Source organism: Sorangium sp. So ce281, assembly GCF_051527395.1.
Taxonomy (GTDB): domain Bacteria; phylum Myxococcota_A; class Polyangia; order Polyangiales; family Polyangiaceae; genus Sorangium; species Sorangium cellulosum_B.
This window is the reverse complement of record NZ_CP150322.1, coordinates 7,650,764-7,677,186: the sequence shown is the minus strand read 5'-3', so window position 1 is coordinate 7,677,186 and position 26,423 is coordinate 7,650,764. Positions and strand designations below refer to the sequence as shown.

Genomic DNA, 26,423 nt, shown 5'->3' with positions numbered 1-26,423 from the left:
GGGCGGGCCCAGGGACGCCCGCGCCGCGGCTCAGCGCTCCGACGGGGCGACCGCGCGCGGGTCGGGAGAGCGGAGCGCGAGGGTCATCTGGATGTCATCCAGGATGGCGCCGTCGACCCGGAACGCGTCCTCCCGGGTGCCGATCGGGACGAACCCCATCCCCACGTAGAGCCGCCTGGCGCGCTCGTTGTTGGCGAAGACGCCGAGATCGAGGTACTCGAGGCCCGCCTCGTCGCGGGCCCACGCGATCGCGGTCTCGAGCAGGCGCCGGCCGTGGCCCTGCCCGGTGTGGGGGCCGAGGATGCCCATCGCGACGACGGCGCGGTGGCTCTCGGACCAGACGCGGCCGCCGCGCAGCTCGATGTGCCCGATGATGCGCGCCCGAGGCTCGCTCGACCGGAGCAGCCAGGCCCGCCCCCAGAGCGGCTCGTCGAGCCCCTTGCCCCAGCGGTCGCGCGCGCTGTGCTCGACCTCGTCGGGGGCGAGCGACGTCGCGATGGCGAAATGGGGCACGCCGCGCCGGCCGGACTCGGCGATGTGCTCGATGAGGTAGGCCGCGAAGGCCCGCGCGTCCGAGCGGTGGGCCGGGGCGATGGCGTGGAGGGCGGGGGAAGGGATCATGCCGCGGCGCGCGCAGCGCCACGGCGAGCGTAGTGCCGCCCTGGCGCCCGCGCGACCTCCAACGGCGGCAGGGCGGGGCCGGCCAGGCGATCTCGGGCCGGAAGGGCCGGACGTCCGGACGTCGCGCAGGGCGTCACCAGCGTGAACGTTCGGATGCAGGAGAACGCGGCGTGAAGCTTGGTTAACGCTTACGAGGGGGGAGAGGAGAAGAGAGGAGCGCGGGGCCCCCGCGCGGGGCCCCGGCGCGGGGAGGCGCGGATCAGTCGAGGAAGAGGCCCAGCTGCTCCGGGTCGGCGAGGCCGAACTGGGCCATCATCTTGAGCAGGTAGTCAGGCACCGACTTGTAGCCCTTCAGCTCGTACGCGTAGTGGTTCTTGTAGATGGTGAGCTGGGTGCAGCTCTCGTTGATGTTCTGATCGCACGCCGGCACCTCCTTGAGCGGGCCGACCGCGGGCACGTCCTTGATGGCCGGGTCCGGGATGATGATCGCGGTGCCGTCCGGGTGGTACGTGATCATCGCGCGACCGTACTTGTTGAAGCCGGGGCCGTAGTTGGCGACGTACGCGGGATCCGCGGGGATGCTGTCGGTCGGGTTGCCCGGCTGCGCCTCGTGCCTCGTGTCGAGCTGGTAGCCCTTCGCGGTGAGGGCGTTGGCGTACTCGAGCACGCGGGCCGCGATGCCCTTCTGCACCCACCTGCCGCCCGAGTCCTCGCAGGCCGCCCTGTTCTTGCCGGCCCCGAAGAGGCACTCCATGCCGTACGTGCGGGCGTAGTAGACCTGCCCGGACGTCGGGTCCTGCCACTCGATGCGCTGCTCGAAGCCCGGGTCCGCGTCGCTGCCGAGCCGGTAGACGCGCATCATGTCGAGCCAGTTCGTCTTGCCGTTCGCGGGGATGTTCGCGAGCGTCCACGCGATCAGGAACTTCTGCACCTCCCAGCCGATCTGCGGATCGACCGCGATGGTCCGGTCCACGACGGCCGGGTCGAAGTCGTCGCCGATGTAGTTCGAGCAGAGGTTCTTCCCGTCGGTCGGGAAGCAGACCTTCGGCCCCTCGTTCGGCCACCAGCTGACCCAGCCCATCGGGCGCGCCGGGAACTCCTTCGCCAGCGGGTCGGGATCCTTGCTCTCCGTGTCGAGCACCGGGAAGCCGTCCGCGCCGGCCTCGAGGCGAGGCGCGAGGAGCGAGCGATCGCCGGTGAGGGCGTTGGCGAGCACGCGGCGGTAGCCCTCGGGCAGCACGTCGGCCATGCCGACCGCGCGGAAGCGGGCGTCGTAGAAGTCGCGGCGGGACTGGCTCACGAACCGGTCCTCCGACTCGGAGAGCAGGATGGCCGTGTTGATCTTGTCGTAGTAGCTGCCCGCGTTGAACGAGTAGTCGGTGTCGAAGTCGCCGTTGGTCTCCGAGTTCCTGTTCTCGAGCGGGTGACCGCCGAACCCGACGTCCTTCAGGTAGCCGGTCGAGCCGTTCGGGATCTGCACCAGCACCGGGGTGTTGACCGTGCCGCCGAAGCCGCGGAAGTCCTCGCCAGCGCCGTAGTCGTCGCCGTCGAGGTTCGAGCGCAGGACGTTCCACTCGGACCACGGGTTGGACCGACCTTCGGCCTCCCAGTTGCGCAGGTAGTGCGGCCCCTCCTCCGGGCGGGCGAGCTGCCTCGTGAAGTGATCGAACGCCACCGTCGCGGCCACGACGTTCTCCTGCAGGCTGCCCTCGACGAGGAGCGGCCACAGCGTGTCGAACGACAGGCCCTGGTTCGTCGCGAGATCCTGGTAGATCGTCCCGTAGAACCCGATGCCGCCGGCGATGCCGAGCATCTTCTCGTTGTAGCGGCTGTAGGACCTGTCCGCCGCGGCGCGGACGCTGAACGTCGTGCGGTTGCGCCGGAAGTTGTCGAAGATGTGCCTGTTCTCCTGGGTGGTGAGCAGGAACATCAGCTGCTCGTACGGGTCGGCGCCGTTGTCGTGACGGAAGACCGAGACGTTGCCGGTGTCGGCCCAGTTGTCGGTCGCGAACCCGTACGGCACGCGGACGCGGCTCTGGGCGTCGACCGCCGGACCGCCGCGGAAGGCGCCGATCGCGGTCTCGCTGTCCTGCGGCTTGCGCAGCTGCTTCCAGCCGACGTAGTCGACCGGCTGCTGGCGGCAGCGCTTCGTCTCCTCGCCGACCGTGACGATGCCGCCGTCGAGGAGCGGGTGCCACTTGCCGTCGAGCTGCTCGTTCCACGTCGCGGGCGGGGTCGCCTCCACGTCGTAGCAGTCGCGGATGACCTCGTACTGCGATTGCAGCTGGGAGTAGTGGAAGTCGTTGACGCTGGGCGCGTTCGTGGCGTTGCCCTTCGCGAACATGCCGTACTTGATGCCGGCCAGCCCGCCGAAGTTGTCCGTCGCGGCGAGGAGCCCGCCGCCGATCCTGCCGCCGGCGAGGTAGTTGCGGTTGCCGTTGTCGTAGACGCTCACGTTGTCGCCGTAGAAGAAGCGCGCCGCGGCGAAGTCGTAGACGCCCAGGCCGACCAGGTCCTGCGAGACGTCGCCCGGGTAGTCCATGACCGTGGAGTGCTGGAACATCCAGATCATGTTCTTCTGCTCTTCGTCCGTGATCGCGTCGAAGTAGCGGGGGCCGACGCACTCCTCCGGGCTCTCGCCCGCCTCACCGGTGCACGCCGCCTTGACCTTCCCGTTCTTCGTCCTGAGCTGCCAGTACTGGGGCCGGAAGAAGAGCGAGGCGTAGCTGCTCACGAAGTTGTGCCGGAGGCCGATGGAGTGCCCCATCTCGTGCGCGATGACCGCGTACTGGTAGCGGCGCTGGATGTACTTGAACATCTTCTCGTAGCGCCCCCGCTTCTCGTCGGCCGTCTCGCCGTCACCGGCGGGGAACTTCTCGCGGAGCGCCTCCGCGAGGCCCGTCATCGCCGAGGCCTCGGGGGCCTCGTGCAGGATGCAGGCGCCGCGCTCGGCGAGCGCGTTGTCGTGCATGCGGCGGAGCTGCGAGTGCATCTTCGGGTTGTTCATCGCGAACGGCGACGCCGCGTCCGCGAGCGGGCCCTCGATGGGCAGGCCGGCGGGGACGCCCGCCCGCTTCAGCATCGCCGGGTTCAGGAGCTCCGACTCGGCGAGGCTGCCCCGGGCGGCCTTCATGCGGGCGCCCACGACCGCCTGCTGCGGGGACGGGACGTCGCCCCGCACCGCGATGTCGGCGACCTTCGCCTTCATCGGCTCGATGAGCGCCTTGAGCTGGGGGGAGACGCCCTGCGCGACGAGGCCCGCGTACGCCTCGGCGTCGAGCTTCGTCGCGCTCGCGAGCCGCGACGTGACCTCCTGCTTCGTCATCGTGGGCCCCTGGCCGCCGCCGGACACACGGCTCGCCTGCGCCCAGTCGCGGACATACTTGCCGTCGGTGATCTCGGAGGTCGGGATCTCGCCGTTGATGTAGCGGACGAGGTCGACGAGCTGCTGCGCCGCGGAGTCGGTGACGTGGCTCCAGATGTTGATGCTGGCGGCCACCTTCTCGCCCGTGAGCGGGTCGTCGGCGTCGACCATGATGCCCCAGGGCGACGGGGTCTGCGGCTTCTCGACGATGAGCACGCTGTTGTAGCGGAGGTCGCCGAGCCGCGGGGCGACGCGCTCCTCGAGGGGGACGCTCGTGTCGCCGCAGGCGGGGTGATCGCCCTCCACGATGGGGTTGTGGCAGAGCACGATCACCGAAGGCTGCGTGACGACGCTCCCGATCGCGAGCGTCGCCGGGTCGCCGCCGCGCCGCTGAGAGAGCTGCTCCACGGCCTGCCTGGCCTGGTCGTCGCACGCCGGCGCGTCCCAGCCCTGCTCGCGGCGGCACGCGTTCAGCGCGCGCGAGAGCGCGACGGCCTCGTCGATGTCGTCCTGCTGGCCCTTCCACATCGGGAACTTCGCGTCGCAGTCCTGGCCGCCCGTCTTCCGGCACTCGACGAGGCGCGACGTCTGGATCGCGGTCTTCATCGCGAGATCCCACTCCTCGGTGGCCCACTCGGTCGCCTCGAAGATGTCCTCCGACGTGTCGCCGCCGACGTACCAGGGGATGACGACGGCCTCGCGCTCCGCGTAGGGCAGCGTGCACTTCTGCTTGTACACGTCGCACTGCGAGCCCGCGCCGGCCGCGGCGCACGCGTCCGCGGTGCCGTCGCTGACGAGCGTGCCGTCCTTGTCCCGCTCGTCCAGGTTGGGATCCAAGGTTCCGTCTTTCGCGACGGGAGTCGTCTCCTCGGTCGCGCAGGCGATCGCGCCCTCCATCGTCTCGGGGTTCTCGTAGAAGTGGCTGCGCTCCCAGAGGTTGTAGCGGGACGCGAAGCGCCGCCACTGGTTGTCCACGATCCCGTAGTTGCGCTCGTAGCCGTAGCGGGAATCGGCGGTGAAGATGCCGAACGCCTGGAACCTCACGCCGTCGACGTCGACCGGCTCGTAGTCTCGGTCGACCACCTTCTTGAACGACTGCCGGATCGTGATCTCGACCGGGTTGCAGTTGCCGTACGGGTCGGTGCCGCCGGCGAAGTCGCCCGGGAGCATGCAGGCCGGGAACTTGTCGATGCCCCAGCCGAGGCTCGAGAGGTCGAGCAGGACAGGCGTGGCGAACGCCTTCGTCGTGACGTCGAAGTAGCCGTTCTCGGCGTCGAACTGTGGAGCGTCGGCGGACGCGGGATCGCTGACGTAATAGGCGAGCGGCTCGTACTCGACACCTCCGTAGAGGCCGACCTGCGACAGGGTGTCGAAGTTGTAGGCGTCGGTGGCCAGGTTGCGCGACCAGTCGACGCGGAAGTACTCGCGCTCGTACCAGAGCCGGTCGCTCGTGTTCTCGACGATGACGTTCGACTCCTCGCCGGTCGACGGGTTGTAGTCGCGCACGATGTCGAAATGCGACTCGATCGCGTAGCTCGCGACGATCTGGCCGTCGTTCGTCGTCTTCTTGGCGAGCCCGTTGTAGTTGTTGCCCTTGCCGTCGGTCCCCTCGATGCGCTCGTAGGCGAGCCGAGCGTTGAGCTGGTGCTCGGTGATCTCCCACTTGATCCGGGAGACGGGCTGGGCGTAGGTCGACGTGAAGAGGCCATCTTGGGCTGCGCCGTACCCGACGTCGACGACCGTACCCCGCATGTAGAACTCGGGGTCATCGACGATGTCTCTCAGGTTCCCTCCGGCGAAGAAGGACTTGGCGAGCGCATCGCTCTGCACCCTTCTGATGGACGGCCGCTCCTCGGCGCAGCCCGCCCCCACGACGGTCAGCGCGACGGTGCCGAGGAGCACCGCGCGCCTAAAAATTCGATTCATCAACGATCCTCCGGAAGCTGCCTGTCGAGATCGACGCACAAGCTGACCCTTCACGGCGCACAGGGCGCAGCGCGAGGTAGTCCCCCTAAGGCAAGAACGTTGCCAACGCTCGCCAGCGCTCGAACGCGAGCTCTTTCGATAAGTTAAGCCCCTGTCGCACATGCGCACCGGGGGCGGCGTTAAAGAGTTAACTGTTGCCGGACGAGCTTGCGGCCTGCGCCCGTCTCCGGGGTGACGGCGGCCGGAGCGGCGCCCGGAACGGTCGGTGGCGCGGGCGCGAGGGCGCGCGGCGCGCGCCGCGCGCCGCGCCACCGACCGCGCGCCGCCGGGGGCCGACAAGTCGTCGGCTGTCGAGTTCTTTGGTATGGTCGCCGCGTGCACTCTCCCTCGCATCGGACGCGCGGGTCGCGCGGGCGCGCGGACAGCCATGGGCGCAGCGCTCGCCTGCGCGAGGGGTGCGGCCGCCCGGAAGCGGGCGAGCGGGGCAGACGCCGGCAGGTGCCGGGCGCATGAGGCATGAGGCGCTCCTCGGCCGCAAGGTGGCCGGGCGGTTCACGATCACCCGCTTCCTCGGCGAGGGCGGCATGGCCAGCGTCTTCATCGCCGAGCGCGACGCCGAGCCCCGCCGGGTGGCGATCAAGATCATGAACCCGGAGTTCACCGGGGACCGCGCGTTCATCCGGCGCTTCCAGCGCGAGGCGAAGGCCGCGGCGCGGGTGAAGCACCCGAACTCCGTCAAGATCTTCGAGTACGGGGTCGAGGGCGCCCTCAGCTACATCGTGATGGAGCTGCTCTCGGGGGACGACCTCTACGTCCTCCTCGAGCGCCACGGCGCGATCGGCCAGGCGCGGGCGGTCCGCATCCTCTCGGAGGTGTGCGAGGCGCTCGCGGTCGCCCACGAGATGGGCGTCGTGCACCGCGATCTGAAGCCCGAGAACGTCATGGTGGTCCCCGATCCCATGCACCCTCACGGCGAGCGGGTGAAGGTGCTCGATTTCGGGATCGCCAAGATCCTCGACACCGGCTCGTCCGGCGAGGAGCCCGAGCTCCACCACGGCGACCCGCTGTCCGTCGTGACGCGCGCGGGCACGTTCGTCGGCACGCCGGCCTACATGGCTCCGGAGCAGTGCGGGCTGCTGCCGGTGGATCAGCGGGCCGACCTGTACACCTGCGGGGTCCTCTTGTTCCAGCTCGTCACGGGGCGGCTGCCGTTCGAGGGCGAGACGCCGCTCCACACGGCGACGCTCCACATCCATGCGCCGGTGCCGGCGCCGAGCAGCTGCGCGCCCGGGATCCACCCGCGCCTCGAGGCGCTGATCGTGAAGGCGCTCGCCAAGGAGCCGGCGGACAGGTACCAGACGGCGCGCGAGCTCGGGTACACGCTGCACTGCCTGCTGGCCGAGCTGCCCGACACGGCCGTGGGGCTCGGGCCGATCTCGCGCCGGCAGCCGAGCTCGCTGTTCTCGCGGGACGCGTCGCTGCAGCGGGGGCCGATGTCGCTCCCGCCGCTGACGTCGCTGCCGAGCTCGACGTCGGCGCCGATCTCCGGCCAGGCGCCGAGGGCGGAGATCTCGATCGAGTCGGCCAGGACGCTCGTCTCCGGGGGGGCCGGCCGGGGGGCGGGCGCCGAGGTCGCGCGCACGCCGCCGGTGGTGCTTCACCACGCGCCGCCCCCCTCGGAGCTCCCGCAGACGCTCGATCCGCAGGCGGTCGCGCCGGGGGAGGGCGCCGAGCCGCAGCGCTGGGCCGGGGAGTCGGTGCCGGAGATCTCGCTGCAGCTCCCGTCCTGGTCCCACGGCCCCAGCGAGGCGCTGCTCTCGGGGAACGGCCTGGCCGAGCCGGGCGCGTACGACGACGCGAGCGGGGACGACGACAGCACGCTCACCATGGTCCGTCGCGACGAGCTCCTCGGTCCGGCGAGGGTGCGAGTCCACACGGCGACCTATGACGAGGGCGACGAGCTCGACATCACGCCTCCTGGCCGCGAGGTGAAGGCGACGCTCCGCTCCGCCGAGGACTTCGGGCTGGGCACGCCCGAGAAGCGGGCCGAGGTCGGCCTGGTGCGCGTCGATTCCGTGCCGGTCCCGGCGACGCCGCAGAGCCCGCTCGACGGGGGGGCGGCGGGGGGGTGGGACAGGAGATCGCCGCGCGCCGCCAACACGCTCCGGCTGGTCTCGTCCCACCCCCCGGCCGAGAGCCAGATGCCCACGGTGACGCCCGGCGAGCTCCAGGCGGCGAGCCCGCAGGGGTTCGGGGCGATGGGGTTCGGCGCGGCGAGCGCGGAGACCGCCGGGGACTCCGCGGCGGTCGTGCGGAGAGCGCCGGCCGCGGCCGACAGCGCCTCGCCGGAGGCCCCGGCGGCGTCGCTGCCGTTCGAGCTCGCCACGACCATCGCAGAGCAGCGCACGGCGCTGGAGCGCCGCGCGACGATGCCCGATCACGTCGTCGTGCCCCCGGCGCCGCCTGCGCCTGCGCAGGCGCGGGAGCCGAGCTGGCTCGCCGGCAAGCGGGGGCTCATCATCGGCTTCGTCGCCGGGATGCTCCTGACGGCGCTGGCGATGTTCCTTGTGATGCGCCTGCTCTCCTGACGTCTCGCACGTCTCGCACGTCTCGCACGTCTCGCACGTCTCGCACGTCTCGCACGTCTCGCACGTCTCGCACGCGCCCTCCCGCGCGGCGCGCCCTCTCCGACGCCGCGCGCCGCTTCAGGGGATGTCGTACGTCAGCAGCCGGCACTCGATCGGGCCGTTGAACACGGTGAGCGAGCGCTCCGGCCTCCTGCGCATGGCGCGCTCGATGTCCTCGGTGCCGGCGAGGATGGCGACGCGGTGGCCCGCGAGCCGCGACAGCGCCGCCGCCATGTCGCGGTAGAGGGCCAGCGTCCCGGGCAGGCGCTCGCCGTACGGCGGGTTGGTCAGGACGTGGCCCGGCGGCGCGGTCGGGGCGAGCGCGGTGATGGACTGACAGCGGACCTCGATCTGCACGCCGGCCATCCGGGCGTTGCCGCGGGTGATCTCGGCGGCGCGGGGGTCGATGTCGGCGGCGACGATCGCGGGGCCATCCGGCCGGATCCGCGCGCGGGCGGCGTCGCGGAGCTCGGTCGTGCGCCGCGCGGCGGCCTGATCGTGGCACGCCCACCGCTCGAAGCCGAAGCGCTGCGCGCGCAGGCCGGGGGCGATGTCCCGCGCCCAGAGCGCGGCCTCGAGGGCGATGGTGCCGGCGCCGCACATGGGGTCGACGAACGGGCGGGCGCGGTCCCAGCCGGAGAGGCGGAGCAGCGCGGCGGCGAGCGTCTCCTTGAGCGGCGCGCCGCCGATGTGCGTGCGGTACCCGCGGCGGTGGAGCGCGGCGCCGCCGAGGTCGGCGTAGAGCGTCGCGCGGTCGTGGACGAGGTGGAGGAAGAGGGCGAGATCCGGGTCGTCGAGATCGACCGACGGGCGGGCGCCGACGCGGCGCCGGATCTGGTCGACGATGGCGTCCTTGGTCCGCTGCGCGATGAACTGGGTGTGGGTCAGCGCGCTCGAGCGGCAGGAGGCGCGGACGGCGAGCGTGTGGACCGGGCTCAGGTAAGGGGCCCAGTCGACGCGCGAGACGCCCTCGTAGAGCGCGTCCCCGCTGGGCGCGTCGAACGAGGCGAGCTCGACGAGCACGCGCACGGCGGTGCGGAGCTCGATGCACGCGCGGAAGCCCTCGTCCGGCGGGCCGGAGAAGTGGACGCCGCCGCGATCCGCGCGGACGCCGCGGAACCGGTGCTCGCGGAGCTCGTCGCGGAGGGCGGGCTCGGTTCCTTTGGCGGCGGTCGCGAAGAAGTCCATGGCGACGGGGCTTCTAGCCGAACCGCCGCGCGGCGGCCCTCCTGAACGCGGCCTCTGGCCGCGCGGCCGCTCCCGGGGCGGGGCGCGTGGCACTGGATTCGCACGGCGTTCGCTGAGCTCTGGGGTGTGTGGACCGGGCGCAGGGACGCCGGCGCTCGGCAAGTGGGGTGAGCGGGCCCGGCGATCGACGGGCCGAGGCCGCTCGGGGCAGGACGCCTGGCCCGAGGCCGCGGCGAGCGGGCAGGGCGAGGGAGCCAGGGCGTCGCGCGGCGGAGGCGCCGGCACGGCGATCCGCCAGGGAGGGAGGCCAATGGAGCATCGGATGGCGGCTTTGCGTGGCATCAACATCGCGCTCGGGATCTGGCTGTTGATCTCCGCGTTCCTCTGGCGCCACGGCCGGGACGAGTTCACCAACACCTGGGTGGTGGGCGCGCTGTGCGTCGTCTTCGCCCTGATCGCGCTCTGGGCGCCCAGGGCGCGTTACGCCACCGCGATCCTGGCGGTGTGGCTCTTCGTCAGCGCCTGGACGATACCGGCGCTGCTGATGGCGACGGTGTGGAACAACGCGCTCGTCGCCGTCGGCATCCTCGTCGTGTCGCTCCTCGCGACCGACGTCGCGGTGCGGGGCTCGCGGGCCGCGCGGCGCGTGTAGGCGCCGAGCGGCCGCGCGCTTTCCGCGCGCTCCCGGCCGCGCGCCGGCGCGCGCCGTGTTCGCCTCGTGGCGTCGATCGTGTATAGCGGCGTCGCGAGCGCCGCGCACGAGCCGGCGAGAGGATGTCCCATGAAGCTCAGCGTCAACGTGAACAAGATCGCGCTCCTGCGGAACTCGCGGGGACACGATGCTCCGAATGTCCTCTCCTTCGCCCGGAAGATCGTGGACTACGGAGCCCACGGCATCACCATCCATCCGAGGGCGGACCGGCGGCACATCACGCCGGACGACGCGCGGGCGGTGACTCGCCACATCACCACGGTGGAGACGAACTTCGAGGGCGATCTCCGCGAGGAGTTCCTGGACCTCACGCTCGAGCTCAGGCCGACGCAGTGCACGCTGGTCCCGGTCTCGCCGGGCGAGCTCACCTCGCACCGCGGCTGGGACGTCGCGAAATGGCGCTTCGTCCTCCAGCCTGTGGTGAAGCGGCTCAAGGAGGAGGGGATCCGGACTAGCCTCTTCGTCGAGGCCGACCCGGCGGTGGTGCCCGTGGTCGCGGAGATCGGGGCCGATCGCATCGAGATCTACACGGGGCCTTACGCCCAGGCGTTCGATCGCGGCGATCACCGCGCGGAGCTCGACAAGATCGTCGCGACGGTGAGGGCCGCCGTGGCGGTCGGGGTCGGGATCAACGCGGGGCACGATCTCACCGTGGAGAACCTCGCGCCGCTCGTCCGCGAGGCGCCGCAGATTCAAGAGGCGTCGATCGGTCACCACCTCGTGGCGCATGCGCTCGAGGTCGGGATGAGGCAGTCCGTGCGCGACTACCTCGCGGCCGTCGAGGGGCGCGCCGCGCCGGCGCCGTAGCGGGGCGGGGGGCCCGGCCGAGCGCGCCGGCGCTGCGCCGGCCGGGGTCGCCCCGCCGCGATCGCGCCGCCGGCGGCGCCAGCCCTGGTCAGCTCCGGTGTTTGCTCGGCGGAGCGACCGTGACGTCATCCACCGGCGCGGCCGCGGACGGGCGGGACGCGGGGCTGCGCACCGGCAGCTCCACGATGAACTCCGCGTGGCGCCCCTCCCCGGTGCTCCCGAGCCGGATCGCGCCTCCATGGCCGTGACGCACGATCTCATAGCAGATGGAGAGCCCTAGCCCCGTGCCCTGCCCGTTGGGCTTGGTCGTGAAGAATGGGTCGAAGATCCTCTCACGGATGAGCTCCGGTACCCCGGTGCCGTTGTCCCAGATCCGGATCTCGGCGATCGACCCGACCCGGCGCGTCGACACCCGGATGCGAGGCGGCTCCGCCGCGGCGCCGCTCTCCGCCCGCACCCGCTCACCCACGGAGTAAAGCGCGTTGTTGACCAGGTTGATGATCACGCGAGCGAGCTCCTGATCCATCACCTCGACCGGCGGGAGCGAAGCGTCGAACTCCTTCTCGACCACCACGTCCAGGGCGGGCGCCGCGGCGAGCTTGCCGACCATCGCGAGCTCGACCGCCTTCTCGACGAGCGCGTTCAAATTCACCGGCTCCCGGACGCCCGACAGGACACGGGAGTGCAGCAGCATGTTGTTCACGATGGCGTTCGCGCGCTTGCCGTGCTCCGCGATCTTGTTCGCGTTGACCCTCAGCATGGGGAGCACCTCCCTGATCTTCGCCATGACCTCGCCGGTGTGCAGGTCGTCGAGGTGGGGCTCGGTCGAGAGGCTGACGAGCTCATCCGCGAATCGAACGGACAGCTCAGCGAAGTTGTTGACGAAATTGAGCGGGTTCTTGAGCTCGTGAGCGACCCCCGCGGTGAGGTTGCCGAGCGACGCCATCTTCTCCGCCTGGATCAGCTGCTGCTGGGTCTGCTGGAGGTGCTCGAGCGTCGACGCCAGCGCGATGTTCTTGCGCTTGAGCTCCTCGGTCCGCTCGTCGACCTTCCGCTCGAGATCGTTGTAGAGCCGCGCGTTCTCGATCGAGATCGCGACCTGCGACGAGAGCAGGCGGAGCACCTTCAGCCGGTCCGAGGTGAACGTGTCGGTGATGAGGTTGTTCTCGAGATACAGCACACCGACGAGCTGTCCCTGATGAACGAGCGGGGCACAGAGCACCGACCTCGGCTGGCAGCGCACGACGTAGGGGTCGCTGACCAGCCGCTCATCCCGCGCCGCGTCGCGCAGCACGACGCTCTCCCGCGTCCTGGCGACGTAGTTCACCAGCGCGTGCGGGAGATCCGGGCTCTGGTCCATCGGGATCGACTGAAGCACGGTGACCTCGCCGGACGCGATCGTCCCCTTGGCCTCGATCACGAGCTGGCCGGCTTCCTTGATGAGGAGGACGCCCTTCTCTGCGCCTGCGTTCTCGAGCATGATCTGCATGATCCTGTCCAGGAGCCGACCGAGCATGATCTCGCTGGAGAGCACCTGGGACGCCTTGACGACCGTGGTCAAGTCGAGGTCCTGGGGCGTCGGCGACACCGTCACGGCGGTGCCGCTCTGATGCTTCACCTGCGCGGGAGGCGACCGCATGAGGAGCACGGGATACTGCTCGTCGAGCGCGCGGACCTTGGTGTGCGCGCCCCAGGTGAGATAGCAGCCGCGCGCCTCCTGGAGGTAGGAGCCTGCCAGCTGCGGTTTGCCCCTGCTCAGATGGAACAGCGCCGCGCGCTCGCACGCCAAAGCCACCTCGTGGAGGTACTCGCTCTTCCGCGCGGCGGAGATCGCGTCGTCGTAGAGCCTCGCCGCCTGCCTGGATCGGCCCTCCACGCGCGCCTCCTCGGCCAGCACCAGCGCATATTTGTGGCGGGCGTTCACCGCGCTGTGCTCGGCCCACTTGTGCAAGATCCGCTTTGCCTTGTCGATCGCGCCGCGCAGGCGGCGCCTGTCCGCGCCGTCCGCGTCCGGAACCAGCGAGAGCGCCGCGAGCGCCCGGTAAAACGCGTGGTGCGGAACGAACGCCGAGCTCGGGTCCAGCATGTCCTTGTAGGCCTCGAGCCGCGACGCGATCTCCAGCACCTCGTCATAACGCTCGAACAGGTAGCCGATCTGGAGCGCCAGCAGCAGGTGCTGCGCGCGCTGCATGTCCTCGGTGACGTACGCGTCCGGCTCGAGCGAGTGCTCGCTCGAGCGCAGCGCGGAGGGGTCGGCGTCCTGCAGCTCCCGCGTCCAGCGCAGGGTGATCTGCATGCACTGGACCACCTTCTGGGCGTCGGTCCGTCGTCCGAACTCGAGATACCGGCGAGCCTGCGCGGCCACCTCCGCGATCGGGGTGTCGACCAGAGAGGTCCAGTAGATGCTCAGGCACATGCAGTACGACGCCTGCACCAGGTTGCCGGAGTCGACGGCGCACTGGATCGCCTCCGCGAGCAGATCGAGCGCCTCGCGCAGGTGGGACGAGAACACCTCCAGGAAGCTCGCGATGACGAAGAGCGTTCTGCACGTCACCGATGGATCATTGAACTTGCGCGCCAGGACCAGGGCGAGCTTGCCGTACGCCGCGCCCGTCTTGGGATCGCGGAACGCCGAGCTGTTGAACATGCCGAAGCAGGCGAACGCGAACGAGGAGGCCTCGGTGTTGCCGTAGGTGAGCGACAGCTGCACGAGCTTGAGGATGATGAGCCCGATGAGCTGCTCGCGCTGCAGCAGGTAGGCAGGGAACCAGAGGGAGATGAGCAGGCCCATCGCCGCCCGGATCTCGGGCTTCATGCGGTCCGGCAGCGCGCTGAGCTCGCTGATCTGCCTGCCCCGCAGCTTCCAGCGAACCTGGGCGAGCTCGAGCAGCACCTCACCGATGTGCGGCTTGGACGACAGCCGTATGCCGAGCAGCTGCAGCGCGAGCAAGCCGGTCTCCACGGCCTGCTCGTAACGGCACAGGTGCAGGAGCTGCGTCACACGGGCGGTATGCACGGCGACCCGCTCGTCGTCGGCGCGGGCGTTGCGGAGCAGGAGCGCGAACCGCTCATCGGCGTCCGCGAAGCGGGTCATGAGATAGTCGCACTCGGCCCTCTCGAGGTGCAGCGCGAACGTCAGCTCATGACAGCGGCTCCACCCCTCCGCCCCGACGAGCTCGGTGCCAGCGGCGAGGTAGCGCAGCGCCGGTTCGTAGGCAGCCGACGCCTTTGCCTTGCGACCGGCGGTGAGATCGAGCTGCGCGATCTCCTCGCGCTCCGTCGCGTCGCGCACCACCTCGGCGCCTGCGTTCAGGTGATTGACCACCTCGAAGAGCCGCTCCGCGAGGCGCTCGGCCGGGAGGCGCTGCCGGAGGAGGCGGCCGATGTCGAGGTGGGTCTTCTTCCGGTCCTGGTCGGGGATGAGCGAATAGGCTGCCTGCTGCACGCGGTCGTGCAGGAACTCGTACGGGACGGCGAGCTCCTCCAGCGACGCATCGAAGGGATCTCCCGGCTCGGCGCCGAGGAGCAGCTTGTACGACTGATCCGTGGGCAGGATGAGGCCCGCTTGCACGGCCTCCCACAGGGCGTCGGCCGTCTCCCGCGGAGAGCGCTCGTACACGATGGACAGGATGTTCGAGTCGAAGCGGCTCCCGACGCAGGCCGCCAGCTTCACCGCGCTCTGCGCCGCGAGCGGGAGCTTCTGCAGCTTGCCGACCAGGAGGTCGACCACGTTGTCCGTGACCCCGACGGACCTGAGCTGATCCATGTCCCAGCGCCACGCGCCCACGCCGCGCTCGTCCGAGAGCGCCGGGTCGAACACGAGCAGCCGCTCTTGATGGAGCGTCTTCAAGAACTCCATGACGAAGAACGGATTGCCGTGGGTCTTGCTGGCCAGGAGCGACGCGAGCGGCCCCGCGCGCTCTGCCGTGCACGAGAGCACGTCGACGAGCCACCCCGTGAGATCGTCCTGGGAGAGCGGCGCCAGCGCGAGGTGGGTGACCCTCGTCGCCTCCACCTGGAGGCGCTCGAACGCGCGGCCCAGCGGGTGGCCGTCCGTGACCTCGTTGTCCCGGTACGCGCCGATCAGCAGCAGGTAGCCGCTGGCCGGGTTTTCGCTCAGGTACCGGAGCAGATCCAGGGACGCAGCGTCGGCCCACTGCAGGTCGTCGAGGAAGAGCACGAGGAGGTGCTCCTTCTGGGCGAAGGCCTGAATGAAGCTCTGGAAGACCTGACGAAACCGGTTCTGAGACTCCGCTGGGCCGAGCTGGGGCACGGCCGGCTGCTGGCCGAGGACCAGCTCGAGCTCCGGGATCACATCGACGATGATCTGGCCGTTGGGGCCCAGCGCGCGTCCGAGCCGCGCCCTCCAGACAGAGAGCCGCGCCTCGTCCTCGGTGAGCAGCTGGCGGATGCTCTGCTGGAACGCCTCGATGAGGGAGCTGTAAGGTAGACCCCGGTTGAACTGATCGAACTTGCCGGAGAGGAAGCTGCCGGTCTGGCCGACGACGAGCCTGTGGAGCTCGTTGACCAGCGTCGATTTGCCGACGCCGGAATAGCCATGGACGAGCACGATCTCGGTGGCCCCTCGGGCGACGCGCTCGAAGGCGCCCGTGAGGGCGGCGACCTCCGCGTCGCGCCCGTAGAGCTTCTGCGGGAACTGCAGCCTCTCCGAGCGATCCTGCCTGCCTGTCGGAAACGGCGCTATCTCGCCGGCGGAGCTCCACGCGGCGAGGCAGGTCTCGAGGTCGATGCGCAGCCCGCGCGCGCTCTGGTAACGGTCCTCGGCCGCCTTGGCCAGCAAGCGCATGACGACGCTCGACAGCGGGGCAGGCACTCCCGGCCGCACCTCCTCCGGCAGCGCCGGCCGCCGGGCGATGTGACAGTGCACGAGCTCGAGCAGATCGGTGGCCAGGAACGGCGGCCGGCCGGTGAGCATCTGGTACAGCGTGGCCCCGAGCGAGTAGAAATCCGTGCGATGGTCCAGGGCCCGGTTCATCCGGCCGGTCTGCTCGGGTGACATGTAGGCCAGGGACCCCTCGATCCGGGCGACGCTCTCGATCGTCTGGCTCTCGCGAGGCAGCCGGGAAGCGATGCTGAAATCCGTGAGCTTGGCGCGGCCGGTCTCCCGGTCGAACAGGATGCTCCCCGGATGGATGTTCTTGTGGGTGATCTCCCGTTCATTCAAGGCTTCGAGCGCTCGGCAGAGCTGGATCGCGACGTGGAGGAGCAGCTCGATGTCCAGCCCTTCGGCAGGGATGACGGAGTGCAGCGGTTCACCCGCGAAATCCTCGAAGACGAGCGCCGGCGCGCCCTGGTGCTTCTCCAGCCGCTGTACCTTCAGGATGTACGGGCTGTCGAGCATCTGGGCGAGCTGGTGCTCGTGCTTGATGCGCGTGATGTCGAGCAGGGTCGGGTAAGCGACGTGGAGCGCCTTGATCAGCGCCGGCTGCCCGTCGGCGGATCGGATGGCTCGATAGATGGCAGTCCGCGTCTCTTCGACGACGGTCGCGGTCACATCGTAGCCCAGGAGGATCTGCATGAACTCGCCCTTCGCGTGCAGCTACTTCCGTTGCTTCGGCCGAGCGTCGGCCGCGGCCGCGCTCGGCATTCCATCGGCCGGCCTGCCGCCCGCCGGGGCGGCCTTCGGTCTGGCCTTCTTCTCATAGCTCAGCAAGAAATCACCGCTGCCGCGCTCTCCCCACGTGATGGTATCCTGCGACATTTTCCTGGCGATCCTCGCGCTGGAGTGGCAGCCCATGCAGCTCGACGTGTGGAATATCCGGGTCGTCTCGGGGCGCAGAGCGCGGTTCACCTTGGCAGCGACCGTGTTGCCTTTCTGCATGTATGTCTCCAGGACAGTGTTCACGAGGTAAGGTCGGTACGGCCGGCCGCCGGACTCGTTCACGACGGCATCGGGGAGCTTGTCCGACGGCGACGGCTCGCTCACGCCGTCCGTCGGCCACTGCGTGCCGACGAGCTCGTAGAACTGCAGGGCAGAGCGGTTCTTCTTGAGCTGCGCCTGGACCTCGCTGTTCAGGGCGGCCGTGTCCTCCCGGATCGGCTGCTGCCGGTGCACCTGCGTGCGGCTGACCCGCGGACCCTTCGAGGGCGGCCAGGCGCGCTCATCCGGCGGCTCATTGACGGGGCACAGCGGGCAATCCGGGTTGTTGAACGAGGGCTTGAGCGGCTTGCCATTGTGCGTCTCGAGCGGGTTGACATCGACGTTGTCGATGTGCTCGAACGCAGCCCAGACCCATTGCTTCTTGGCCGAGAGCGTCTTGATCATGACGTTCGCGCCCACGAGACCGAACGTCCGCAGCGACGAGCCTGCGCCCGTGTCGACGTACGCCTTCCGCAGGATGAAGCGCCCCTCGAGGTGACTCTCGCTCTCGTCCAGCAGCTTCCACGCGAGCTTGAGCGCGATCGAGGGCGTCTGATCCTCGTTCCGCGGGTTGCCCCAGGGCGCGTCGGGGTTGGTGCAGTCTGCGTTGGGGGTGGCGCAGTTTTCCGCGCTGTAGGCGATCTGTCCATCGATACTGTACAGCGCGTTGTCGTTGAGGTACTTGAACAAACGCTCGCTGTACAGCACCTCGTAATACACCTTGTTGCCGTTCTGGTCCCAGAGGATGAACGAATCGGCCTGTTTGTCGTCCTGTAGCATGCGGGAGGCATTTATCGGGAAGCTCGCGTCCGGAGCGCGCCGCTTGGCCTGCTGCTCGGCAGGATTCCACGCGTCGGGTGCGCCGCCGCCCGGCTTGAAGATGTCGTAACTGGTCTTCCAGGTGTCCCACTCATGGGCGCCCTCGTCCGCGAGGCGAGGCAGCGCGCGGCCGTCCCTGGTCACCGGCCAAGCCATCGCGATGAAGGACTGCCATGCCAGGATGTCGTATAGACGGTTGCCTTCGGCGTATTTCCCCTTCTCTATGGTTCTTTCTTGCAGCTCGGGATCGATGTCTCGGGGGAGGGCCGAGCACAGCTTGTCGGTGAAGCTCGGGAATTTGCTCCACAGCTCCCTCCGGCATGTCTCGTCGTCAACCGGTGAGGACACGCCCGTGTCCTCAGGAGGGGAGGGCGGGGGAGAGGAGTTCTGCCGGTGGGCTGTCGCGGTGCACGACAGGTGTGTCGCGCTCGCCAGGATCATCAAGGCCGATCTGTAGATGGAGGACGAAGGGCGTTTCATGGTGCGACGCTCCAGAGTACAGCGTGTGTGTCGGTTCTCAGGCGAGGGAGAAGCAGCGTAAGACACCAAGGTAGGCTTTGGCCGACAGCGCTCGATCCGGGCCGAGGACGATCTTCAGGTCGATCCAGCGGCGCACGCGGGACGGCCATTCGTGCTCCCGGCAGCGCTCGCGCGAGGACCCGGGCCACGCGGTGAGCGCGTCGCGCTGAGAGGGCGTGCAGAGGCCGAGCGACGAGAGGCGCTCGAGCGTCGCGCTCCGGCCCGGGTCGAGCTCCCGGGTCGCGAGATCGAAGAGCTCGATCCCGAGCCGAGGAGCGACGTTGTCTCCGATGGTGACGTCGATCGTGACGCGCTCGTCATCGACGCGCAGCGCTTCCAGCAGCTCCTCCGCCTCACCGGGCTTGCCCGGCCAGCCCACCCCGAGCAGGTAGCCGACGAGCCGGTCGCGCGGCAGCGAGACATTGAGCTTGAGCGTCACTGGCTGCCTGGCGCTCATGACGGACAGATGAACGACGTGGCCGCCGTCCGGCAACAGGGAGAATCCGCGGAGCAGCGCGGCCCGGGTCGCCGCCGGGACAGGCCCATCGAGGAGCACCGAGAGGGCCGCCTCGACGAGCCGGAGCCGGCCGCTCGGGCTGAAGTCGCGCTCTGCCTCCGGGGCCTCCAGGCTCGTGAGGGGCCTCGGATCCAGGCAGAGGAGCACGGACGGCTCGACCGGACCACGACGCGCGGCCGGCTGATCGAACTCGAACCAGAGCAGCGGGACCTGCTCGAACAGGAGGGTGCCGGGCGTGGTCCACGCGGCGAGGAGACGCCCTGGAGGGCCCCGGAGCGGATCGGCGCCTTCCGCCGGCGGAGGGCCGCCGGGGGCGACCGGACCTTCGCGGCGCGAGCGCGGGAGCCGAGACGCGAGGAGCTCTCTCCCTTCCGCCAGAAGACAGGCAAGAAAGTCGACCCGCGCAGCGGTCGCCCCCAGATGACATTCGAGGGTCAGGACCGAGGCGGCGTCCAGCAGGGCCGGGGCGCAGCGGCCGAAGGCGCGCCAATCTCGCGGTGACACGAGCGTCGGCGGGACATGAGGCTCGACGAGCTCCAGCGTCTTCTCCATCGACCGAACGATCATGCAGCCACCTCTCGTCCTGCCGGGCCGTGCCCGCGTGATGACCACCGACTGCCGCGGTCCGCCTTCGCGCAGCGCCCGAGGCTACCCGCTCACCAGGCCTTGTACCAGGCGTCGCCGTTGAGCTCGGAAACGGCGAGATCCAGCAGGGCCTCGAGCGAACCGTCGTCGGACGGGCCTCTTGCGATGAGGTTGTCGAGCTTCTTCTTCTGCCGCTCGCTCAGCTTGAACTCGCCCATCAGCGAGTTTCTGGATTCGTTCTTGTGCGCTTCATCGTCGGGGTGGAAGCGATTGTAGACCTCCGCGGTGTGCACCAGATGATAAAGGAAGGACAGGAGACCCGGCCTGCGCGCCGCGCCGCTCGCCGACGGGGCGGGCGCCTCGCCGCTCGTGTTCTTGAAGAGCCTCTCGTTGACCTCATCCTTCGTGAGGTAGAGGACGTTCGCGACGCAGTCGTCGTCGGGGCGCCCCATGTCGCCGCACTTGTTGAACACCTTCTTCTCGGTGGCGCTCAGGCGAAAGTCTTTCAGTACCTTGTTCTTGTCCGAGTTCACGCTGAGGCCCGTGTACCTCAGGTGATAGAGCAATGACAGGACGCCGGGCGGATACTTCGTTGTCTCTGTGGGCATTGTCGTTATTTCCTCGCGTGCTGTAGTTGAGGGGCGCTGCGCGCGTCGCCGCAGGCGCGCGCGGTCCGGTGAGTCGCGTGCTCTGCGAGCTCTCCGGGGCCGTCGCTCGCTGGAAAGAGCCGCCTGCTCCGAGCCGCTCGATCCAGTCGAGAGAGACATCCGGGATGGAACCGAACCGTCTGCGAATGGGAATTGCACGGCGCGTACCAGCCGTGCGTGCATGTCCGCCGCCCAGCCGACGTGCGGGGATGCGGGCGTTTCCATGCCGCGATGTGACGGGGGCCGCGGGCGTTCCGTCGAGCGCGTGCGGCAACGTGTCGACCGACGTGTCGGCCGACACGTCGGCCGGAGTCCCGGCGCCGTGCCGGTGCCGTGCCGGCGGACATGCCGGCGCCGTGCCGGTGCCGTGCCGGTGCCGTGCCGGCCGACACGATGTCAGCGCGGCGCCTACGCCGGCCTGGGCTCCAGGGAGATCTGGACCGTCTGCTCCCCCTCGAGCAGCGGCCGCGTCACGTCGCGCCCCGCCACCCTGTAGACGGTCGTCGATTCGGCCCTGGGCCAGATGCTCCGCGCGCCGGCGCTCTCGAACTTGAACTCCTGCCGGGCGGCCCGGCAGACCGCCTCGTCGACCAGGATCTCCCCGGACAGCGCTGCGCGCGCGAGGTGGGAGGCGGCGTTCACGGCCTGCCCGAGCACCGTGTAGCCGAGCCGCGCGCAGGCGTGCGAGCCGACCTCCGCCGCCAGGACGCTGCCGGTCGAGACGCCCGCGCATACCCCGTGAGCGTAAGGCGAATCCTTCCCCGTACGCCGAGCGACCGTCTCGAGCTGCTCGCGTACGGCGACGCACGCCGAGAGCGCCCGGTCGAGGTGCTCCGGCCCGTGGAACACCGCCATGACGGCGTCGCCCACGAATTTGTCCACGATGCCTCCGTGCGCCAGGAGCTCCGGGACGATCACCTCGAAGTTGGCGTTGAGCAGCCGCGTGGCCTCGGCGGGCGGCCTCTCTTGCGCCACGCGGGTGAACCGGAAGACATCGACGAAGGCGATGGTCGCCTCCAGCGCCTCGCTCGCGGCTGCGCCCGCGGGCCCGAGCGCCCGGAGCCGCTCCACCAGGGCCGCGTTCGTGAACTTCCGCAGGATATCGTTCTCCTCGTTCGCCTGGGCTTTCTGTCGCTGCTGCTCCGCGGAGCGGAGGGACTTCTCCAGCGTTGTCTCGAGGTCGACGAAATCGAGCGGCTTGAAGAGGAAGTCGAACGCCCCCCGGTTCATGGCGCGACGGATGTTGGTCATGTCGCCGTACGCGGACACGATCACCGTCCTCGCGAGCGGGTTCACCTCGGGGATGTGCTCGAGCAGGGTGATCCCGTCCATGACCGGCATGTTGATGTCGGCGACGACGACATCGATGTCCGGGTGTCGCCGGAGCTCCTCGAGGGCGTGCTGGCCGTTGTCGGCGAAGATGAGCTCGTAGGCGGAGCTCTTCTTGTTCTGCCGAAAATGCATCTTCAGCAGGAGGTGCATGTCGGGCTCGTCATCGACGATGAGGATCTTGGCGGGCTTGCTCCCCGCGTCGCACACAGCGGCGAACGCCGTGATGAGCTCGCGGGACGACTGGAATCTCCGGGTCCGGTCCTTTGCCAGGGCGCGCTCGAAGAATCGATCGAACCCGGGGAGCAGGGCGGCGTCGAACGCCGACGGCGGCGGGAACGGATCCGTGCAGATACTGATGATGAGCCCTGGCAGGTTTTCTATCGAGAACGGAAAGTGGCCGGTGAGCGCGCGGTACGCGATGACGCCGAGCGACCAGAGGTCGGCCAGGGGGTGGGGAACGGCGCCGCGGACCTGCTCCGGGCTCATGTACGCGGGGGTTCCGATGCGCGAGCCGCTCCAGTCACGCGCATCGAACAGCCGCCACCCCACCCCGAAATCGAGGATCTTCACGGACTCGCCGGACGCACCCCGGGCAAGGAAGATGTTCGCGGGCTTGAGATCACAGTGGACGATGCCTGCCGCGCTCGCCGCCTCGAGGCCCGAGCTGAGCTGCCGGAGCAATGACAGCACGGCCGCCGCCGGGAGCTGGCGCGTGCGGCGGAGCCGGCTCTCGAGGTCTTCCCCCTCGAGCAGCTCCATGACGATATAGGGAGAACCCTCATCGATTCCGTAGTCGTGGACTTGGACGATGTGCTCGTTGCGGAGACGAGCGACAGTCGTCGCCTCCTGCTCGAAGCTGCGCCTTGCGTCGAATGAGACGACGTTCTCGGGCATCATCCGCTTCAGCGCCACCGGCCGGCGGAGCATCTGATCGAAGGCCTCCCAGACGATGCCCATGCCGCCGCGGCCGATCTCACGCAGCAGCGCGTATCTCCCGCCGACCGTTTGGCCCTTCACAAAGGAAAAATACTACGCGCGAGCCCACATCGTGTCAACTGGCGTTACGGTATCCGCGCCCAGGCGACGACAGCGCCAAAGCGGTTCGGTGTGTTCGAATGTGCGTGTCGCGCGAGGTCAGGAGGGACCGAACGCCGGCTCCGCTGAGCTTGCAAGTCTTTTTGGTGGGCGCGTATTCTCCCGCCCCATGGTGACCGAGCGAACAGGGCTCACCACGATCGCGAACGCGACGACGCTGCACCCCGACACCAGCCCCTCACGGCGGGCATGCACACGCCTCGCTCCGTCCCTGTCCGTCCTCTACCATCCTCGTCTCGAGCGCATCGGTGAGCGCGCCGTCCTCGCGGACCTCGCGCTTCGCGATGCGGTCGCGCTGTCGCGAATGGAGCCGTATTTCGGTCCGCCGGGTGCGATCGGCGACGCGCCGCTCGGGGATACCCACCTGAGCCGCAAACCCCTGCGCATCATCGCGCTGCCCGACGACCGGATCCGGCTGGACGCGGCGGAGCGCGGCTCCCACGTCGCCGTGGACGGCGCCCCGCTGGAGGGGAGCCGCGATTTCTCGCTCGACGAGGTGACGCGGGGGGTCGTCATCGAGCTCGCCAGTCGCGTCGTCCTGCTGCTCCACATGGTCGATCCGTCCCCGCGCGAGCCGGGGGAGCGCCTCGGCCTGGTTGGCGATAGCGACCTTCTGGAGCGGACGCGGTGGCATATCCGCCGCGTCGCCGATCTCGGAGCTGCGGTGCTCCTCCGCGGCGAGACGGGCACCGGAAAAGAGCTCGTCGCGAGGGCGATCCACCAGGCCGGCAATCGGCGCAATCAGCCCTTCGTGGCCGTCAACATGGCGGCGATCCCTCCGTTGCTGGCGGCCGCGGAGCTCTTCGGCGCCGAGCGCGGATCGTATACCGGGGCCCTGCGCGACCGTCCCGGTTACTTCGGCTCGGCCGAGGGCGGGACGCTCTTCCTCGACGAGATCGGCGAGGCGCCGCCCGACGTGCAGGCGATGCTCCTCAGGGCTCTCGAGACGGGCGAGATCCAGGCGGTGGGCGCCCAGCAGCCGAAGAAGACGCGCATTCGACTGATCACCGCCACGGATGCCGATCTGGAGGCCAAGGTGGCCGAGGGGGCTTTTCGCGCTCCGCTGCTCCACCGCCTGGCCGGTTACGAGATCGCGCTCCCTCCGCTCCGCGAGCGCCGCGACGATCTCGGGCGCCTGCTCCTTCACTTCCTGCGCGAGGAGCTGGCGGCCTCGGGCGACGCGCATCGGCTCGACGCGCCGCGGCCCGACGGCGCCCCGTGGTTGCCGGCGTCCGTGGTGGCCCGGCTCGCGCGGTACGACTGGCCGGGGAACATCCGTCAGCTCCGGAACGTGGCGCGGCAGCTGGTCGTGGGGAGCCAGGGCGCGGCGCGCCTGGAGGGGGCGCCGGCGCTCGAGCACCTGCTCCAGCGGGCAGCCCCGGAGCAGCGGGGCCACGCCGACGGCGATCGCGCGGCTGCGGCGAGATCGGCGCGGCCGGAGACCGCCGCGGCTGCGCGGGCGAGCTCGGGCTCGGGGAAGGGCGCCGGCTGGCGCAAGCCCTCCGACGTGCGGGAAGAGGAGCTGATCGACGCGCTCCGCCGGAGCCGGTGGGATTTCAAGGCCGCCGCCGAGCAGCTCGGGATCTCGCGGACATCGCTCTATGCGCTCGTGGAGAGCTGCCCGCAGGTCCGCCAGGCGAGCCATCTTGCGCCGGACGAGGTCGCCCGCTGCTACGCGGAGTGCGGTGGACACATCGACGCGATGGTGGAGCGCCTCATGGTCTCCAAGCGGGCGCTTCAGCGCAGGATCCGTGAGTTGCGTCTGGCATAGTCGACGCGGCGCCGGAACGAGAGAGCCGGATCGAGAGGCGGTCTGCGCGCCAAGAGAGACGTGAGGGAGACGTGAGCGGTCGGCCCGCGCATCGATCTCTCGATGTCGCGCGCCGGCGCCGGCGAGTGAGATCTCCCTCTCGGCGCGCCTGCCGGGCGAGCGCGTCTCGGGACGTCATGAGCCCGCTCGGGCGCTTCCCGCGCAGGATAACCAGCATCGCTTCATCTGGCGATATGGAATTAAAGATCGATTTTGATGTGCCCTGTCGCACGGATTGGCAATTGATGATTGCCATCGGTGAATCGAGTCCTGTAGGGTCACCACAGTACGGCTTGCGGTTAAGTGCGCCGCTCAAGACCTCCTGCGCCAGGCAGCCGAGGGCGGGCCCATCGCGTCGCTGCTCCGCGTCGCCCTGTTTCATCAGGGCACATCGTCGCGCCTAGCGCCGCGCCCACCCTGGGCTTCCTTGTTCGATCCGGTCTTGTTCGGCGCCTGATACGTACGAAAGGGGAACGAGACACATGGCATTCCTTCCTACTTGCTCTTCCATCGGCGCACAGGGTCTCCGCCGCTTCGGCTGCGCGATCGCCGCGGTCTCTGCGCTCACGGCGATATCGGCTCCTGCCAGCGCGCTCCCGTCGTTTCCGGGGGCAGAGGGCTTTGGCGCCGTCGCGACCGGCGGGCGCGGCGGGCGCGTCATCAAGGTCACCAACCTGCGCACGAGCGGGTCGGGGAGCCTCCAGGCGGCCCTCGACGCCAGCGGGCCTCGCATCATCGTCTTCGACGTGAGCGGCGTGATCGAAGGGGATGTCGTCATCCGGAACGGCGACGTGACGATCGCGGGCCAGACGGCGCCCGGCGCGGGCATCACCATCCGCGGTCGCTTGACCGCCAGGTACTCCACCGCGGTCAACAACATCATTGTACGGTTCTTGCGAGTCCGGCCCGTGCACAACGGCTCGGCCGGAGAGCAGTTCGACGCGACGCAGATCTCGCGGAACTCGAAGGTGATGCTCGATCACATGTCGATCGCCTGGGGCGTCGACGAGACCGTGGATCTCTATGAGGCAGATGACGTCACGGTCCAGTGGTCCACCATCGAATCGTCGGCGACCACGGGGCATCCAGAGGGGATGCATAATTACGGTCTCATCAACGGCCCTGATGGCCACCGGATCACGCTCCACCACAACCTGTTCGCCCATCACAAGGCGCGTTGCCCCGCGGTCGCGAACGGCCCGGCCGACATCCGCAACAACGTGGCCTACAACGTGAGGCACGGGTTCGTGCACCACAACCGGGCGAGCGGTCAGTTCAACATCGTGGGCAACACCTACATCAAGGGGCCGAGCGATCAGCTGATCCCGTTCTACTTCGACGGCAGCGCCGGCGCGGGGCTCAAGTACTTCCTCGGCGACAACTACATCGACGATCCCGGGAAGTTCAAGGGCACCGTCGAGAACCCCTGGAAGCAGCCGTACCTCCACCCGAGCTTCAGCAAGCTCAACAAGGCCGAGTCGTACCGCTCGGCGACGCAGTTCAATTTCACGCGGGATGTCCCGGGGTACATCCCGGTGACGACGCAACGCGCGCAGGACGCGGCTCGGCTCGTCGTCGCGCAGGCGGGCTCGCTGCCGCGCGACGTGGTGACGAAGGGCGTCTTCAAGAACATGGAGCGCCGCGACGGCTCGTGGGGCGCCCGCTACGTGAGCAACCTGATGGACGGGCTCAGCCCGGGGACGGCCCCCGCGGACGCCGACCGCGACGGCATGGCGGACGCGTGGGAGCGGGCGCACGGCCTCAGCTCGTCGAACGCGAGCGACCACACCAAGGTGATGCCGTCCGGATACACCGCGATCGAGGAGTACATCAACGAGCTCGCCGCCGCGCTGATCAGCCGGGCGGCGGGCAGCTCGTCGATGCTCCCGGGCGAGGGGGAAATCGAGGAGCCGATCGAGTAGCGAGCTCCAGGAGAGCGCGATCGAGAGGCCGATCGAGAGGCCGATCGAGAG

The 26,423-nt window shown here is 69.5% G+C and carries 13 protein-coding genes; 5 read left to right on the top strand and 8 right to left on the bottom strand.

The annotated features are described in order from the left end of the window. Positions 1-30: 30 nt before the first annotated feature. Both WMF27_RS29050 and WMF27_RS29045 read right to left on the bottom strand, forming a co-directional pair. A complete protein-coding gene (locus WMF27_RS29050; protein ID WP_437765620.1) occupies positions 31-621 on the bottom strand; it encodes an N-acetyltransferase family protein in 591 nt (196 codons plus the stop codon). Between the two features lie 259 nt (positions 622-880). Further along, positions 881-5,911, bottom strand: coding sequence for a zinc-dependent metalloprotease (locus WMF27_RS29045; RefSeq protein ID WP_437765621.1), 5,031 nt, complete (start codon positions 5,909-5,911; stop codon positions 881-883). Positions 5,912-6,420: 509 nt separating this feature from the next. Between WMF27_RS29045 and WMF27_RS29040 the strand changes: the two genes are divergently transcribed. Continuing rightward, positions 6,421-8,499, top strand: a complete 2,079-nt coding sequence (locus WMF27_RS29040; RefSeq protein WP_437765622.1) for a serine/threonine-protein kinase — start codon at positions 6,421-6,423, stop codon at positions 8,497-8,499. Between the two features lie 117 nt (positions 8,500-8,616). Here WMF27_RS29040 and WMF27_RS29035 read toward each other — a convergent pair whose 3' ends face one another. Continuing rightward, on the bottom strand, positions 8,617-9,726 hold the full coding sequence (locus WMF27_RS29035) for a THUMP domain-containing class I SAM-dependent RNA methyltransferase (RefSeq protein WP_437765623.1): 1,110 nt from the start codon (positions 9,724-9,726) through the stop codon (positions 8,617-8,619). A gap of 322 nt (positions 9,727-10,048) precedes the next feature. Between WMF27_RS29035 and WMF27_RS29030 the strand changes: the two genes are divergently transcribed. Then, positions 10,049-10,378, top strand: a complete 330-nt coding sequence (locus WMF27_RS29030; protein WP_437293756.1) for an SPW repeat domain-containing protein — start codon at positions 10,049-10,051, stop codon at positions 10,376-10,378. Between the two features lie 129 nt (positions 10,379-10,507). After that, positions 10,508-11,245 (top strand): pyridoxine 5'-phosphate synthase, encoded by a 738-nt coding sequence (locus WMF27_RS29025; RefSeq protein ID WP_437765624.1) that lies wholly within the window; start codon positions 10,508-10,510, stop codon positions 11,243-11,245. 88 nt (positions 11,246-11,333) lie between these two features. Here WMF27_RS29025 and WMF27_RS29020 read toward each other — a convergent pair whose 3' ends face one another. The 5 genes from WMF27_RS29020 to WMF27_RS29000 form a co-directional block, all read right to left on the bottom strand. Further along, on the bottom strand, positions 11,334-16,784 hold the full coding sequence (locus tag WMF27_RS29020; protein ID WP_437765625.1) for an AAA family ATPase: 5,451 nt from the start codon (positions 16,782-16,784) through the stop codon (positions 11,334-11,336). A 21-nt stretch (positions 16,785-16,805) separates the two neighbouring features. Further along, the gene (locus WMF27_RS29015; protein ID WP_437765626.1) at positions 16,806-18,293 is read right to left on the bottom strand and encodes a hypothetical protein; all 1,488 of its coding nucleotides are present in this window, start codon (positions 18,291-18,293) and stop codon (positions 16,806-16,808) included. A 169-nt stretch (positions 18,294-18,462) separates the two neighbouring features. Further along, a complete protein-coding gene (locus WMF27_RS29010; protein ID WP_437765627.1) occupies positions 18,463-19,548 on the bottom strand; it encodes a hypothetical protein in 1,086 nt (361 codons plus the stop codon). 89 nt (positions 19,549-19,637) lie between these two features. After that, positions 19,638-20,174, bottom strand: coding sequence for a hypothetical protein (locus WMF27_RS29005; protein WP_437765628.1), 537 nt, complete (start codon positions 20,172-20,174; stop codon positions 19,638-19,640). 447 nt (positions 20,175-20,621) lie between these two features. Next, positions 20,622-22,562 carry a protein kinase domain-containing protein gene (locus WMF27_RS29000; RefSeq protein ID WP_437765629.1) on the bottom strand — a complete coding sequence of 647 codons (1,941 nt, stop codon included), beginning with the start codon at positions 22,560-22,562 and terminating at the stop codon, positions 20,622-20,624. A 187-nt stretch (positions 22,563-22,749) separates the two neighbouring features. Here WMF27_RS29000 and WMF27_RS28995 point away from each other — a divergent pair, with 187 nt between their 5' ends. Both WMF27_RS28995 and WMF27_RS28990 read left to right on the top strand, forming a co-directional pair. Beyond that, positions 22,750-24,411: a sigma 54-interacting transcriptional regulator gene (locus WMF27_RS28995; protein ID WP_437765630.1), complete on the top strand. Its 1,662-nt coding sequence runs from the start codon at positions 22,750-22,752 to the stop codon at positions 24,409-24,411. A 521-nt stretch (positions 24,412-24,932) separates the two neighbouring features. Continuing rightward, positions 24,933-26,372 carry a pectate lyase family protein gene (locus tag WMF27_RS28990; protein WP_437765632.1) on the top strand — a complete coding sequence of 480 codons (1,440 nt, stop codon included), beginning with the start codon at positions 24,933-24,935 and terminating at the stop codon, positions 26,370-26,372. Positions 26,373-26,423: the final 51 nt, after the last annotated feature.